Origin of the sequence: Amycolatopsis bullii, from assembly GCF_014654205.1 — a bacterium.
Taxonomy (GTDB): Bacteria; Actinomycetota; Actinomycetes; order Mycobacteriales; family Pseudonocardiaceae; genus Amycolatopsis; species Amycolatopsis plumensis.
This window is the reverse complement of sequence record NZ_BNAW01000027.1, coordinates 15,307-29,957: the sequence shown is the minus strand read 5'-3', so window position 1 is coordinate 29,957 and position 14,651 is coordinate 15,307. Positions and strand designations below refer to the sequence as shown.

13 protein-coding genes are annotated in these 14,651 nt (G+C 73.4%); 8 read left to right on the top strand and 5 right to left on the bottom strand.

From position 1 onward, the window contains the following. Position 1 precedes the first annotated feature (1 nt). The 4 genes from nirB to IE317_RS26610 all read left to right on the top strand — a co-directional run bounded on the left by nirB (position 2) and on the right by IE317_RS26610 (position 4,715). Positions 2–2,509: a nitrite reductase large subunit NirB gene (gene nirB / locus IE317_RS26625; protein WP_191314082.1), complete on the top strand. Its 2,508-nt coding sequence runs from the start codon at positions 2–4 to the stop codon at positions 2,507–2,509. Then, the gene (nirD, locus tag IE317_RS26620) at positions 2,506–2,850 is read left to right on the top strand and encodes a nitrite reductase small subunit NirD (RefSeq protein ID WP_191314081.1); all 345 of its coding nucleotides are present in this window, start codon (positions 2,506–2,508) and stop codon (positions 2,848–2,850) included. Before nirB ends, nirD begins: the two co-directional genes overlap by 4 nt. Beyond that, a complete protein-coding gene (locus tag IE317_RS26615; RefSeq protein ID WP_191314080.1) occupies positions 2,847–3,950 on the top strand; it encodes a uroporphyrinogen-III synthase in 1,104 nt (367 codons plus the stop codon). Before nirD ends, IE317_RS26615 begins: the two co-directional genes overlap by 4 nt. 102 nt (positions 3,951–4,052) lie before the next feature. Then, entirely contained in the window at positions 4,053–4,715 is a 663-nt protein-coding gene (locus tag IE317_RS26610; protein WP_191314079.1) for a DUF4097 family beta strand repeat-containing protein, read from the top strand. Between the two features lie 21 nt (positions 4,716–4,736). Here the strand turns inward: IE317_RS26610 and IE317_RS26605 are convergent, their stop codons facing one another. Next, positions 4,737–5,528 carry a helix-turn-helix transcriptional regulator gene (locus IE317_RS26605; RefSeq protein ID WP_191314078.1) on the bottom strand — a complete coding sequence of 264 codons (792 nt, stop codon included), beginning with the start codon at positions 5,526–5,528 and terminating at the stop codon, positions 4,737–4,739. 57 nt (positions 5,529–5,585) lie between these two features. Here IE317_RS26605 and IE317_RS26600 point away from each other — a divergent pair, with 57 nt between their 5' ends. Then, entirely contained in the window at positions 5,586–6,497 is a 912-nt protein-coding gene (locus tag IE317_RS26600) for an alpha/beta fold hydrolase (RefSeq protein ID WP_191314077.1), read from the top strand. A gap of 74 nt (positions 6,498–6,571) precedes the next feature. Here the strand turns inward: IE317_RS26600 and IE317_RS26595 are convergent, their stop codons facing one another. Both IE317_RS26595 and IE317_RS26590 read right to left on the bottom strand, forming a co-directional pair. Beyond that, positions 6,572–7,666 (bottom strand): DNA glycosylase AlkZ-like family protein, encoded by a 1,095-nt coding sequence (locus IE317_RS26595; protein WP_191314076.1) that lies wholly within the window; start codon positions 7,664–7,666, stop codon positions 6,572–6,574. A gap of 9 nt (positions 7,667–7,675) precedes the next feature. Next, a complete protein-coding gene (locus IE317_RS26590) occupies positions 7,676–8,074 on the bottom strand; it encodes a DUF3224 domain-containing protein (protein ID WP_191314075.1) in 399 nt (132 codons plus the stop codon). 62 nt (positions 8,075–8,136) lie between these two features. Here IE317_RS26590 and IE317_RS26585 point away from each other — a divergent pair, with 62 nt between their 5' ends. Then, positions 8,137–9,105 (top strand): helix-turn-helix transcriptional regulator, encoded by a 969-nt coding sequence (locus tag IE317_RS26585; RefSeq protein ID WP_191314074.1) that lies wholly within the window; start codon positions 8,137–8,139, stop codon positions 9,103–9,105. Continuing rightward, positions 9,098–9,907 (top strand): uroporphyrinogen-III synthase, encoded by an 810-nt coding sequence (locus IE317_RS26580; protein ID WP_191314073.1) that lies wholly within the window; start codon positions 9,098–9,100, stop codon positions 9,905–9,907. The genes IE317_RS26585 and IE317_RS26580 overlap by 8 nt, the downstream gene beginning before the upstream one ends. Positions 9,908–9,929: 22 nt before the next feature. On the opposite strand, the gene IE317_RS26575 is transcribed toward IE317_RS26580, so the two are convergent. Together IE317_RS26575 and IE317_RS26570 are read right to left on the bottom strand one after the other, a co-directional pair. Beyond that, positions 9,930–10,778, bottom strand: a complete 849-nt coding sequence (locus IE317_RS26575) for a siderophore-interacting protein (protein ID WP_191314072.1) — start codon at positions 10,776–10,778, stop codon at positions 9,930–9,932. A gap of 28 nt (positions 10,779–10,806) precedes the next feature. Beyond that, positions 10,807–11,130: an MGMT family protein gene (locus tag IE317_RS26570; RefSeq protein ID WP_191314071.1), complete on the bottom strand. Its 324-nt coding sequence runs from the start codon at positions 11,128–11,130 to the stop codon at positions 10,807–10,809. 173 nt (positions 11,131–11,303) lie between these two features. Between IE317_RS26570 and IE317_RS26565 the strand changes: the two genes are divergently transcribed. Next, positions 11,304–14,477, top strand: coding sequence for an ATP-dependent helicase (locus IE317_RS26565; RefSeq protein ID WP_191314158.1), 3,174 nt, complete (start codon positions 11,304–11,306; stop codon positions 14,475–14,477). The last annotated feature ends 174 nt before the right edge of the window (positions 14,478–14,651 follow it).

Below are 14,651 nucleotides of genomic sequence, written 5' to 3'. Positions count from 1 at the left end.
GATGCCCACCCTGGTCGTCGCCGGACACGGCATGGTCGCCCACCGGCTCGTGGAGGCGGTGCGCGCGGAAGACCCTTCGGGGAACTGGCACATCGTCGTCCTGTCCGAGGAGCCGCGCCCGGCGTACGACCGGGTGGCCCTCACGTCCTATGTGGACACGTGGGACCCGGCCACCCTGGCCCTGCCCGGCTCGGACTACGCGGGCGACTCCCACGTCGACCTCCGGCTCGGTGAGCTGGCGGTTTCGGTGGACCGCTCCGGCAAGACGGTCACCACGGCGTCCGGAGATGTCGTCTCCTACGACGCCCTGGTGCTGGCCACCGGCTCGCGGCCGTTCGTGCCGCCGGTGCCCGGGCACGACCTCGACGGCTGCTTCGTCTACCGGACCATCGAGGACCTCGACCGCATCCGCGCCGCGGCGATCGACAAGCCGGGCCGCGGACGGCGCTCGGCCGTCGTCATCGGCGGTGGCCTGCTCGGCCTGGAGGCCGCGAAGGCGTTGCGGGACATGGGCCTGTCGCCGCACGTCGTCGAGATGGCGCCGCGGCTGATGCCGCTGCAGGTCGACGAGGGCGGTGGGTCGCTGCTGCGGCGGCTGATCACCAACCTGGACGTCACCGTCCACACGGGAACGTCCACCGACGCGATCGAGGCCGACGGCTCGCGGCTGCTGGCCAAGCTCGGCAACGGCACCGAGCTGGACGTCGACCTGGTTGTCTTCTCGGCCGGTGTCCGGCCGCGTGACGATCTCGCCCGGCAGTCCGGCCTGGACCTGGGCCCGCGCGGCGGTGTGCTGACGGACGCCTCCTGCCGCACCAGCGACCCGGCGATCTACGCGATCGGCGAGTGCGCCGCGGTCGAGGGTCGCGTGTACGGCATCGTGGCCCCCGGGTACGCGATGGCGGAGATCGTCGCCGCGCAGCTCACCGGCGGGGCCGGGACGTTCCCGGAGCCGGACACGTCCACGAAGCTGAAGCTGATGGGTGTCGACGTCGCTTCCTTCGGGGACGCCCACGCGACGACCGAAGGTGCGCTGGAAGTCGCCGTCAACGACGCCGTCGCCGGGACATACAAGAAGCTGGTGGTCACCGACGACGGCAAGACCCTCCTGGGTGGCGTGCTCGTCGGCGACGCGACCGAGTACAACACGCTGCGCGCGCTGGTCGGGCGTCCGCTGCCGGCCGAGCCGGGCGCGATCCTCGCCCCGGCGGGCGGTGGCGCCGCGGTCGGCGTCGACGCGCTGCCGGACGCGGCGCAGATCTGCTCGTGCAACGCGGTGTCCAAGGGCGCGATCACGAACGCCATCCACGAGGACGGCTGCGACACCGTCGGCAAGCTCAAGGCGTGCACCCGCGCGGGCACGGCCTGCGGTTCGTGCGTCCCGCTGCTGAGCAAGCTGCTCAGCGCGGCCGGGGTCGAGCAGTCGAAGGCCGTCTGCGAGCACTTCACGCAGTCGCGCGCGGAGCTGTTCGAGATCGTCCAGGCCACGCGCATCACCACGTTCAGCGAGCTGATCGCCCGGTACGGCTCGGGCAGCGGCTGCGCGATCTGCAAGCCGGCGGTGGCGTCCATCCTGGCCACCCTCGGCAACGGGCACGTGCTCGGCGGCGAGCAGATGACGCTGCAGGACACCAACGACCGGTACCTGGCGAACCTGCAGCGCAACGGCACGTACTCGGTGGTCCCGCGGATCCCCGGCGGCGAGATCACGCCGGACAAGCTGATCGTGATCGGCGAGGTGGCCCGCGACTTCGGGCTGTACACGAAGATCACCGGCGGCCAGCGGATCGACCTGTTCGGGGCCACGGTGGACCAGCTGCCGCTGATCTGGCGGCGGCTCGTCGACGCCGGGTTCGAATCCGGGCACGCCTACGGCAAGGCGCTGCGGACGGTCAAGTCGTGCGTCGGCTCGACGTGGTGCCGCTACGGCGTCCAGGACAGCGTCGGGCTGGCGATCGAGCTGGAGCTGCGCTACCGCGGGCTGCGCTCCCCGCACAAGCTCAAGTCGGCGGTGTCGGGTTGTGCCCGGGAGTGCGCCGAGGCGCGGAGCAAGGACTTCGGCATCATCGCCACGGAGAACGGCTGGAACCTCTACGTCGGCGGCAACGGCGGCACCACCCCGCGCCACGCCGACCTGCTCGTGTCCGATGTGGACACCGCGACGCTGATCCGGACGATCGACCGGTTCCTGATGTTCTACGTGCGCACCGCCGACCGGCTGCAGCGGACCGCGCCGTGGATCGAGGAGCTGGAAGGCGGCCTCGACCACCTGCGCGCGGTGATCGTCGACGACTCGCTCGGCATCTGCGAAGACCTCGACGCGGCGATGGCCAAGCACGTCGACAACTACGCCGACGAGTGGAAGGGCGTCCTGGAGGACCCGGAGAAGCTGGCCCGGTTCTCCTCCTTCGTCAACGCGCCGGGCGCGCCCGACCCGGCGATCTCGTTCCGCGAGGAGCGGGACCAGAAAGTGCCCGTGATGCTGGGAGTTCCGGAGGTGCGGCGATGACCACGTCGATCGAACGGACCTGGACGGCGGTGTGTCCCGTCGGCGCGGTGCCCGAGTACGCCGGGGTGGCGGCGCTGCTCGACGGCGGCGTGCAGGTGGCGATCTTCCGGCTGCCGGGCGACCGGTGGTACGCGCTGTCCAACTGGGACCCGTGCAGCGGCGCGGCGGTGCTCTCGCGCGGCATCGTCGGCGACACCGGCGGCGTGCCGGTGGTCGCTTCGCCGGTCTACAAGGAGCGGTTCGCCCTCGACAGCGGCGAGTGCCTGGACGCTCCGGGCGTCTCGGTGCCGGTGTACGAGGTGCGCGTGCGGGAAGGCGTCGTCGAAGTGGAGAGCCCGTGAGCGATGTGCTCCCACTGGCCGGTTTCGTGATCGGCATCACCGCGGCGCGCCGGGCTGACGAGCTCGGCGCGCTGCTGGTGCGCAAGGGGGCGAGCGTCCGGTACGGCCCGGCGATCCGGATCGTGCCGCTGACGGACGACCGGGAGCTGCACGCGGCGACCACCGCGTTGCTGTCCGCGCCGGTGGACGCGGTCGTGGCGACCACCGGCATCGGCTTCCGCGGCTGGCTGGAGGCGGCCGAGGGCTGGGGGCTGGGGGACTCACTGCTCTCGCGGCTGTCTTCGGCGTCGCTGCTGGCCCGGGGCCCGAAGGTGACCGGGGCGCTGCGGGCGGCTGGGCTGTCGGAGTCGTACTCACCGGCGTCGGAGAGCAACGCGGAGCTGCTGCAGCACCTGCTCTCGTCGGGGGTCGACGGGCTGCGGATCGCGGTGCAGCTGCACGGGGAGCCGCTGCCGTACTTCGTGGACACGCTGCGCGCGGCGGGTGCGGAAGTCATCGAAATCCCGGTGTACCGCTGGGTCGGCCCGGTCGACCCGGGCCCGGTGGACCGGCTCCTCGACGGCGTCCTGGACGGCTCGATCCACGCACTGCCCTTCACCAGCGCGCCGGCGGCGGCGTCGCTCATCGCCCTGGCCCGGCGCACGGGCCGGCTGCCGGGGCTCGTCACGGCGCTGTCCGGCCCGGTGGTGGCCGCGTGCGTCGGACCCATCACGGCTGGACCGTTGGCGGCTTTGGGGGTGCCGACGGTCCAGCCGCACCGCGCGCGGATCGGCGCACTGGCCCGGACGGTGGCGGAGACGCTGGTCGCGCGTTCGCCGCGGTTGCGGGCGGGCGGTCGGTCGATCGAGCTGCGCGGCCAGGCGGCCATCGTGGACGGCGAGTGGCGCGAAGTGGCCCCGGCGCCGATGGCGCTGCTGCGGGCGCTGGCGGCGTCACCGGGCCGGGTGGTGTCGCGGCGCGAGCTGATCTCGGCGTTGCCCGGGGGCGGCGAGGAGCACGCGGTGGAGACGGCGATCGGGCGGCTGCGGACGTCGCTGGGGGGCGGGAAGGTGGTCCAGACGGTGGTGAAGCGGGGGTACCGGCTGGCTGTCGACGTCTGACTCCCGGTGTCAGCGGGCGTGTCAGTGCGGTGGCTCTCCGGTGTCAGCGGGGGCGGCGAAGGTGGTCTCACACCAGCTACTTCGCTTCTCGAGGAGAATCCGATGCAGAAGTTCACCACCCCCGCCCCGATCGCCACCGAGCTTTCGATCCCCGCCGGCCGGGTCCGGTTCGACGCTTCCCTTCGTTCCGACACGGTCGTCCAGGTCCTGCCCGCCGACCCGGCGAAGAGCCGCGACGTGAAGGCGGCTGCGGAGGCGTCAGTGTCGTTTGACGACGGCGTCCTGCGGGTCACGCTCGAGGGCAAGAACCAGTACTTCGGCCCGTCCGGAGCGGTCGACGTGACGGTTTCGCTGCCCGAGGGTTCGTCGGTGGAGGCCAAGGCCGCGGCGGTGGAGCTGCGGGGCGTCGGCCGCCTGGGTGACGTCACGGTCTCGGGCGCCCACGGCGAGGTGGTCTTCGACGAGGCCGCGAGCCTCCGCCTGACCGCCCACGCGGGCGACGTCTCGGTGGGCCGCCTGACGGGCCGGGCGGAGATCACGACGGGCAAGGGCGACATCCGCATCGCCGAGGCAACGGGCGGCAACTTGGTGCTGAGCACCCAGGCAGGCGACATCACGGTCGGCGCGGCGTCGGGTGTCTCGGCGTCGCTGGACGCGGGGACGACGTACGGGCGGATCCGGAACGCGCTGAAGAACGAGGGGACTGCGGGGTTGTCGATCCAGGCGACCACGGCTTACGGCGACATCGACGCCCACAGCCTGTGAGCCGGGTCCGGAGGCGCCCGATCAGCCCGCGAACTCGGTCGGGGTGCACCCGGCCAGTGCGCGGAAGTCGCGGCTGAGGTGCGACTGGTCGGCGTACCCGCACCGGTGGGCGATCTCCGGCCACGGCAGCCGCCCGGCCAGCGACGACGCGTGCCGCAACCGGAAGATCCGCGCAACGGTCTTCGGGCCGAGCCCGAACGCGGCCCGGAACCGGGTGTTCAGGTGCCGCGGGGTCCAGCCGAGCTCGTCGGCGAGCGCGGCGATCTTCAGCCGGCCCCGCGTGGCGTCCAGCCGGTGCCACGCGCCGAGCACCGCACGCGGGGGCGAGGACGCGTCGCGCAGCCGGGCGCCGAAGAAGGCGTCGAGCACCCGTGCGTCCGGCGTTTCGCTCAGCTGCTCGGTGAGCAGCGTCGCCTCATGGCCCAGCAGGTCCTCGAACCCGACGACGGAGTTCGCGAGGTCGCGCACCGGCATCCCGAACAGCGCGTAGGCGCTGGGCGCGGTCAGGGCGATCGCGGCCCCGCTGGTCCGGCCGGACTGGACCACCTCCAACGGCCGGTCCCGCAGCCCGAGCACCGGCGACGCCGGCAGCTCGCGACCGTTCGCGTGCCGGGTGGGCGCCGTGAAGTCGAGGGTCACCGTGAGTACGCCGAGCGCGGTGAACCGCCACCACAGCGGATCCGGGTGCCGGAAGTCGTGGAAGACGTACCCGGGAAGGTGCTCCGCGAGCCAGGGGTGCGGGCGGGTGAACCGCCGCCTCGCGGGCACGCGGACGGCGTCGGTGTGCGGCAGCACCAGCGCCCAGTCCGCCATGCCTCGATCGTACTTTCCTTCAAGACGGCAGCGGGCGGAGTTCCGTACTTTCGCGCCATGAGGGACATCGGAACGTTCCGCGACCCCGCCGCTCGAGCACGCTACGACGCCGCCTACGACCTGGCGATGAGCCGGTGCCCAGTTCCGGACGAGGTGCTCGACGTCGGCACCGAGCACGGCACGACCCGCGTCTACCGGTTCGGCGAGGGCGACGCGCCGCCGCTGGTGCTGCTGCCGGGCATGGCGGCCACGTCCGCCAGCTTCGCCGAACTGCTGCCCGCGCTCGCCGGCACTGGTCCCGTCTACACCGTCGACACGCTGGGCGAGCCGGGCCGCAGCGTGCAACGGAAGCCGATCACCGGGCACGCCGACCGGGCCCGGTGCCTCGACGACGTCTTCGCGGAGCTCAGTTTCGGTGAAGTGCATCTGGCCGGCGGGTCCACCGGCGGCTGGCACTGCGTCAACCAGGCCGTGCACCTGCCCGGGCGGCTGGCGTCGATCAGCCTGCTGGACCCGACGACCGTGACCGCGCCGTTCAGCCGCGGGGTGCTCGCGCTCGGCCTGCTGTGCGCGGTGGTCCGCACCGAAGGCATGCTGCGGTGGCTCGTCCACCGGACCACGGGCGGGGACTCCCTCGACCGCCCGGACGTTCGGCTGGTCCTCGCCGGGATCCGCGAGTACCGGCCCCGCGTGCCGTTCCAGACCTGCCCGTCCGAAGAGCGGCTGCGGGCGATGCGGATGCCCGTCCTGGCGGTGTTCGCCGGGCGCAGCGGAGTGCACGACGCCCAGCTGGCCGCCCGCCGCCTGCGGGAGTTCGTGCCGCACGCCGACGTGGAGGTCCGGCCGGGGCTGACCCACGGGTTCGCCTTCGGGCCGGGCGAGCTCGGCCACTTCGCCGCCCGCGTGCTCACCTTCACCGGCCGTCGAACGACCACAGTGGACGGACCCGGACCGGCGAAATCCGGGTGATCCGGGCACTCGGCGACCGGAATTGTCGGTGCCTGCCGGTAATGTGGAAAACGGGGGGCGCCCCCGCGGCAGGGTCAATCCACCCAGGTGACCGCGTGCTTCTCGAATCCCCGCGCCACCGCCACCCGGGCCGCCTCGGCTTCCGCTTCCTCGCGGACCGCCGGACGCAGCGGGTCAAAGGCCGTCACCGTCACCGTCAGCTTCGCCCCGGCGCTCTTCGCGCGCCAAATCCCCGCGATGTCGCCGTCCGCCACCAGCACGCCCGGGTTGCCCAGCATCTTCCACACTTCCTTGCGCCGCAACGGATCCGGGACCAGCAACGCCTTGTCGCGCGCCTGGATGAACGGATCCAGCGGGGGCAGCAGCCGCACCACGTCCGGCTCCGGCGGGTTCTCCAGGGCGGCCAACCGGGACGACGGCAGGAACCGGGTCTTGCCCTCGACCTGCACCGAAGCCAGGTCCGCCGGCCACGTCCGGTCGACCACCGCGCGGGCCGTGCCCGCGAACTCCGCCGCTTCGCCCGGGGACGCCGGGCCGTTGAGCCGCAGGTACCGCTCGATCACCGCCGTCGCCGCGACCGGGTCCGGGGTCTTCCGGAGGCGGCCGCGGCCCTCCAGTGGCGCCAAGGTCGCCGGGGACGCGCCGGACACCAAGCGGATGCCGCCCAACGGCGCCGCGATGCGCATCAGCTGCTCCTGGATGTGCGTCGCGTTGCAGCCCCGGCACCAGCGCGAGAACGACGGCGGCAGCACCTTCGTGACCGCCGCCGAAACCGCGCCCTTCGTCATCGGCTTCGTGACGATCTTCCGGAGCGCCGCGGCCGCGGTGAACACCACCTCGGTCGCGGCCAGCCCGGTCGCCGCCATCTCCTTGCGCTGCCACAACATCCGGGCCTGCGCGTCCGCGTCGTCCAGCGGGACCAGCGCCCGGATCACCTCCGGCAGGTCCGAGCGCACGTGGTAGTGCGGCGCACCCCGCAACGTCCAGGCCAGGACGAGCTCCTCGAGGGACACCGGGCCGTCGAGCCGGGCCACCAGGGCGAGCAGCGCGGTGTCGCGCATGCTGTCCTGCAGCCCGGCCCGGACCACGGCGAGGTCGGCGACGTCCTGCGCCGAGCGGTGCAGGCCGTGCTCGGCGATGCGGTAGGCGAGTACCTGACGGCGGTCCACGGGCAGCTCCTAGAACGCGTACTCGAAGGTGTAGCCCACCTTGTCCTCGCCCATGGCGCCGCCGGCGGTGCCGCGGCCGGTGATCCCGGCCAGCTCGCCGGTGCCCGAGCCGGGGACGACGGTGAACGTCGAGGCGATGCCCTTCGCGTCGAAGGTGTACTCGTGGCGCACGATGAAGGTCCCTTCGCGACCGTCGACCTTGCCTTCGAAGCGCTCGAAGCACGGCGACGTCGTCTCGCCGCTTTCGTACCCTTCGCCCGCGTAGTACAGCAGAAGGTCGCAGACCGACTCACCCTCGATGACACCTTCGTACGCGAAGGTGGCGTGCGCGTAGGCCACCCGCGGTCCGCTGCCCTCGGTGCCGCTGACGATCTTCTCTTCCCAGTTCTTGGTGGTGAAAGCGTTCATGGGGACACTCTGCCGGGCATACCTGTCAGCTTGTGTCAGGTATTTCTGCCAGAATTGCCGTCATGCGCGCGAGCCGTCTCCTGTCCGTTCTCCTGCTGCTGCAGAACCGCGGCCGGATGACGGCCGAGGAGCTGGCCGAAGAGCTCGAAGTCTCGGTGCGGACGGTCTACCGGGACATCGACGCGCTCTCGGCGTCCGGCGTCCCGGTGTACGCCGACCGCGGCCGGACCGGCGGCTACCGGCTCGTCGACGGCTACCGCACCCGGCTCACCGGGATGACCGAGGAAGAGGCCCAGTCGCTGTCGCTGGCCGGCCTGCCCGTGGCGGCGGCCGAGCTGGGGCTCGGCACGGTGCTCGCGGCGGCGCAGCTCAAGCTGTACGCCGCGTTGCCCGCCGAGCTGCGCGACCGCGCCGGACGCGTCGCCGAGCGGTTCTACCTGGACGTCCCGGGCTGGCACCGGGGCATCGAGAGCCTGCCGACGCTGTCGGCGATCGCCGACGCCGTGTGGTCGTCGCACCGGATCCGGATCCGCTACGAACGCTGGGGGCAGCGGGTCGTCGAACGGGAGCTGGAGCCGCTGGGACTGATCCTCAAGGCGGGCAACTGGTACCTCGCGGGCCGCTGCGACGGCACCGATCGCACCTACCGCGTTTCGCGGGTGCTGGAGCTGGAAGACCTGGGCGAGGTGTTCGAGCGGCCGGACGGCTTCGACCTCGCGCGGTACTGGCAGGAGTGGTCCGAGCAGTTCGAACGCCGGATGTACCCGCGCGTCGCGGTGGTGCGGCTTTCGCCGCGGGCGCAGGCTCTCGTACCGTTCTACGGAGGTTCCGTCGGCGCCCGCGCCCTGCGCGACTGCCCGAGCGAGCCCGACGCGGACGGCTGGCTCACCGTGGAGCTGCCGGTGGAGCCGGGCGAACCGGCCATCGGGGAGCTGCTGCGCTTCGGGCCGCACCTGGAGGTCCTGGCACCGGCGGACCTGCGGGCGGAGCTGGCCGAAGCGATCGAGGAGATGGGCGCGTTCTATGGGTGAGCTGAGCGGCATCGCTATCGGGGTCACGGCCGAGCGGCGAGCGGGCGAATTCATCGCGGCCCTCGAACGCTCCGGCGCCGAGGTCCGGCACGCGCCGACGATCACCATCGTGCCCCTGGACAGCGACCCCGAGCTGCGCGCGGGCACCGAGGCGGTGCTGGCGGCCCCGGTCGGGTTCACGGTGGTCACGACGGGCGCGGGCTTCCGCGGCTGGCTCGACGCGGCCGAGGGGTGGGGCCTGCGCGAGGGACTGCTGGCGGCGCTGGGGGAGTCCCGGATCTACGCCCGCGGCCCGAAGGCGGTGGGCGCGGTCCGCGGCGCCGGCCTGCGCGAGTCCTTTTCGGCCGCTTCGGAGTCGAACGCCGAGCTGTTCGGGGCGCTGGCCGCGGCCGGGGTCGGTGGCGAGCGGGTGGCCGTCCAGCTGCACGGCACGCCCTTGCCGGAGCTCACCGATCCGCTGGTGCACGCCGGCGCGTCCCTGGTGCAGGTGCAGCCCTACCGCTGGCATTCGCCGCCGGACGTCACGCCGGTGTACGACCTGATCGACGCGGCCGTGGCGCGGGAGCTGGACGCCCTGGCCTTCACGAGCGCTCCGGCCGCCGCGAACTTCCTGACGCTGGCGCGCACGTCCGGGCACTACGACGAGCTGGTGGCGGCCCTGCGCGGCCCGCTGGTGGTGGCGTGCGTCGGCCCGGTGACGGCCGCCCCGCTGGAGGCGGCGGGCATCGAGACGCTGCAGCCGGACCGCCAGCGCCTGGGTGCGCTGGTGAAGCTGCTGGTCACCACGCTCGGGAAGGCCTAGGTCCGGCCGGCACTTCCGCGTGTCAGTCGCTGTCGGCCGGCACTTCGCCCGCCTCCGCCGCCCGGACCGCCTCCCGGCCGGCCGCTTCCTCGCTCATCCCGAGCCGCCAGTAGCCCGTGAAGCAGATCAGCCGCTTGTCCACCTCGCGCTCCCGCACCAGGTGGCGCCGCACCGCCTTCACCACTCCCGCCTCGCCGGATACCCACGCGTACGGCGTCCCGCTGGGGAACGCCGCTGCGCGCAGCGACTCCAGCAACGCCTCTCCCCGCGGCCGCGCACCGCGCAGCACCCAGTGGATCTCCACCGCTCCGCGCGTCTCGAACGCCTGCCGCTCCGCGCGGTCCGCCAGCTCGACGTACACCGAGGCCCGCGCGCCCGGCGGGAGCTGCTCGATGATCGCGCCGATCGCCGGCAGCGCCGTCTCGTCGCCGACCAGCAGCTGCCACGCGCAGCCCTCGGGAGGCGCGTACAGCCCGTACGGCCCGGTGAACGTCACCCGGTCGCCCCGCGCTGCCCGCGACGCCCAGGCCGAGGCGGGTCCCGTATCGCCGTGCAGCACGAAGTCGACGTCGATCTCCGCCGCCTGCGGGCGATGGGCCCGGACCGTGTACGTGCGCATCGGCGGCCGGACGTCGTCCGGCATCGCCAGGTACGTCCGGTACCAGGACATGACGTCGGAGCCGGTCTCCGGCAGCACCGGCGCGTCCTGTCCCCGCAGCGGGAAGAACACCTTGACGTACTGGTCGGGCGCCCCGGCCGGGACGTCGCGGAAGCCGTCCGCGGCGAACGTCACGCGCACCATGTGCGGCGTGACCGGCCGGTTCGCACTCACCCGGGCACGGTGGTAGGTCAGCGCCTCCGTCGTGGTCATTAGGCGAGGCTAACCTAACAATATGGAGTTAGAACAGCCCCTCGGGTCCGGTTTCCTCCTCTCCGTCCGGCTTCCACCGGTACTTCCGCAGGTCGACGCGCTGGCCGTCGGCCAGGACGCCCTCCGCGCGCAGGCGCTCCAGCTGGTCGTGGACCAGGTGCGGTGCCGGGGTGCCGTTCGCGCGCAGGATCCGGTGCCACGGCAGGTCGTGCCCGTCCTCGGCCAGGATGGCGCCGACCATCCGCGGCGACGGCGCTCCCGCGAGAGCCGCGATGTCGCCGTACGTCGCCACCGCGCCGGCCGGCACCGACTCGATGATCTCCCGCACGCGCTCGTGCAGAACGTCGTCCATGACCCCTACTGTGCCGGACACCACCGACACTTTTCGCAACCATCCACCGCACGCTGCGGCGCCTTCGCCGAACGGACTCCCGCTAAGCCGTGCCGGTGCGCCACCCGGGGGACCGGGCGTGGTTCCATCGCGGGGTGAACGGGAGGCGAACGGCGCAGGCGGACGCGCGGCTGGTGCGCGCGCCGGTCACCGCCACACCCTCGTTCACCTGGGACGAAGGCGCCCGGCGCGTGCTCTCCGCACCCGGCGGGTTCCTCCGCGTGCTCGGTGGTCCCGGCACCGGCAAGACGGCGCTGCTGGCCTCGGCCGCCACCCGCCGCATCGCCGAGGGCGCCGACCCGGAGAGCGTGCTCGTGCTCACCACGTCCCGCCGGTCCGCCGACGCGCTGCGCGCGGACATCACGCGCCGGCTCACCGCCGACCCCGACCTGGCGCGGCCGCTGCCCCGGACCGTCCGCGAGCCCCTGGTCCGCACGGTCCACTCCTACGCCTACTCGCTGCTGCGGCTGGAAGCGATGGCCGAAGAGCTCCCGCCCCCGCGGCTGCTCGCCGGCGCCGAGCAGGACGTCGTCGTCCGGGAACTGCTGGCCGGTGACCTCGACGAAGAGGCCGAGTACTGGCCCGAGCAGCTGCGGCCCGCCCTGATGGTCCCCGGCTTCGCCGAAGAGCTGCGCGACCTGCTGATGCGGGCCGCCGAGCGCGGGCTCGGCCCCGAGGACCTCGCCGAGCTGGGCCGTCGCCGCGGGCGCGAGGAGTGGATCGCCGCCGGGCAGTTCTGGGCGCAGTACGAAGAGGTCACGCAGCTGCAGGGCGCGGGCGGCAACGCCCTCGGCGTGGCGAGCGCGCCCGCGCTGGACGCCGCCGAGCTCGTCACCTCCGCGCTGCTCGCCCTGGAGGACGACGACGAGCTGCGCGAACGCGAGCGCACCCGCGTCCGGCACCTGTTCGTCGACGACGCCCACCACCTCGACCCGCTGCAGACCAGCCTGGTCCGGGTGATCGGGCACACCGCGGCCGAGTTCGTCGTGGCCGGCGACCCCGACCAGAACGTGTTCTCCTTCCGCGGCGCCGACGCGCGGCTGTTCGCCGACGCCGACCCGGACGGCAGCCGGACCGTCACGCTCACCACGGCCCACCGGCTCGCCCCGGCCGTGCGGCTCGCGGTGGCCAAGATCGGCGCGACGCTGCCCGGCGCGTCGCCGCACCGCAAGATCGTGTCCCCCAAGGGGGCTTCCGGCGGGAACGTGCGGGTCCGGGTGATGCCGACGCCCGCCGCGGAGGCGAGCTGGATCGCCGACCAGCTCCGCCGCGCGCACCTCGTCGACGGCGTGCCCTGGTCGGAGATCGCGGTGCTCGTCCGGTCGCCCGCGCGGACTTTCCTGGTGCTGCAACGAGCGTTACGCGCCGCCGGCGTCCCGATCGGGTCGGCGACCGAGGAGCTGCCGCTGGCCAAGCAGCCCGCGGTGCGGCCGCTGCTGGCCGTGCTGAAGCTCGCGCCCGCGCCCGAACTCCTCGACGTCGATCTCGCCGAGATGCTGCTGTCGTCGTCGCTCGGCGGCGCGGATCCCCTGGCGCTGCGGCGGTTGCGGCGGGGCCTGCGCCGGCTCGAACTGGCCGGCGGCGGGCAGCGGTCGAGCGACGAACTGCTCGTGGAGGCGTTGCGCGGCGGGGACATCCTGGCCGGGCTGGCCGACGCCGAAGCCGAGCCGGTGCGGCGCGTCGGCGGGCTGCTGCGCGTCACGCACCAGGCCGTCGCGCGCGGCGAGGGCGTCGAGCAGGTGCTGTGGGAGCTGTGGCGGGAAAGCGGGCTGCAGGACAAGCTGCTGAAGCAGGTCGAACGCGGCGGCTCGCTGGGCGCGCAGGCCGATCGCGACCTCGACGCCGTCGTCGCGCTGTTCGACGCCGCGGGCCGGTACGTCGACCGGCTGCCCCGCGCGAGTGTCGCCTCCTTCGCGGATTATCTTGGCGCGCAACGCATCGCGGGTGACACACTGGCGCCGGCGGCCGTCCCGTCCGACGGCGTCTCGCTGCTCACCGCGCACGCCGCCGCCGGTCGCGAGTGGACGGTCGTCGCCGTCGCCGGTGTCCAGGAGGGCGCGTGGCCGGACCTGCGGCTGCGCGGCTCGGTGCTGGGCGTGGAGCGGCTCAAGGACCTGATGGCCGGGGTCGACGACGACGCCGTCTCCCAGACCGCGCCGATCCTCGCCGAAGAGCGGCGCCTGTTCTACCTCGCGATGAGCCGGGCGAAGCAGACGCTGCTGGTCACCGCCGTGTCGGGCGAGGACGAGCAGCCGTCCCGGTTCCTCGACGACCTGGAGGAGAACGGCGCCGACGACGGCGGGCTCGACTCGCGGATGAAGCCGCCGGGCCGGTCACTGGTGCTCGCCGAGCTGGTGGGGGAGCTGCGCGAGGTCGTCTGCGACGACAAGGCCGACCCCGCTCGGCGGCGCCGGGCGGCGAAGCAGCTGGCGCGGCTGGCCGACGCGCGCGTGCCCGGCGCGCACCCGTCGACGTGGTACGGCCTGCTGCCGGCGTCCAGCGACGAGCCGGTGCACCCGCCGGGCGACCTGATCCGGATCTCACCGTCCACAGTGGAAATCCTGACGAAGTGCCCGCTGCGCTGGATGATCGAGCGTCACGGCGGCAGTGACCCGGCCCAGCTGGCGGCGGTGACCGGGACGCTGGTGCACGGGCTGGCGCAGGCCGTGGCGTCCGGCAGCACGGACGCGGAGCTGCAGGCCGCGCTGGACGAGGCGTGGGTGCGCGTCGACGCGGGGGCGCCGTGGTTCTCGCGGCGTGAACGGCGGCGGGTCGAGCAGATGCTGCGGAACTTCACGACGTGGCTGGAGCGGAGCCGGGCGGAGCTCAAGGAAGCCGGGGTCGAGCAGGACATCGAGGTCGAACTGCCGGCCGGGGGCGACGACGAGGTCCGGGTGCTGCTGCGCGGGCGGGTCGACCGGGTGGAGCTCGATTCCGAGGGACGCCCGGTGATCGTGGACATCAAGACGGGCAAGGTCCCGGTGTCGGGCGCGGAGGCCGAGGCGCACCCCCAGCTGGCGGCGTACCAGCTGGCGGTGCTGCTGGGGGCGATCGAGGGCCGGACCGAGGCGGGCGGCGCGCGGCTGGTGTACGTCGCCAAGGCGAACAACAAGACGGGGGCGACGGAGCGGTCCCAGCCGCCGCTCGACGAGGTGGGCGGGAAGCAGTGGCTGGAGCTGGTGCAGAAGGCGGCGGCTTCGGCGGCTGGGCCGGATTACCAGGCCCAGGAAAACCCGGACTGCGACCGGTGTCCGGCGCGGGGGTGCTGCCCGCTGCGCCCCGAGGGGCGGCAGGTGCCGGGGCCGTGAACTATCCGGTGAGTTCAGCCGCGGGGTGGCGACGGCCGGGCGGCGGGGTTGTGAACTATCCGGTGAGTTCAGCCGCGGAGGCGCCGGGATGGCCGGGTGGCGGCGTTGTGAACTATCTGGTGAGTTCAGTCGCAGGGCGCACCGATGGCCGGGCGGTGAGGCTGTGAACTATCT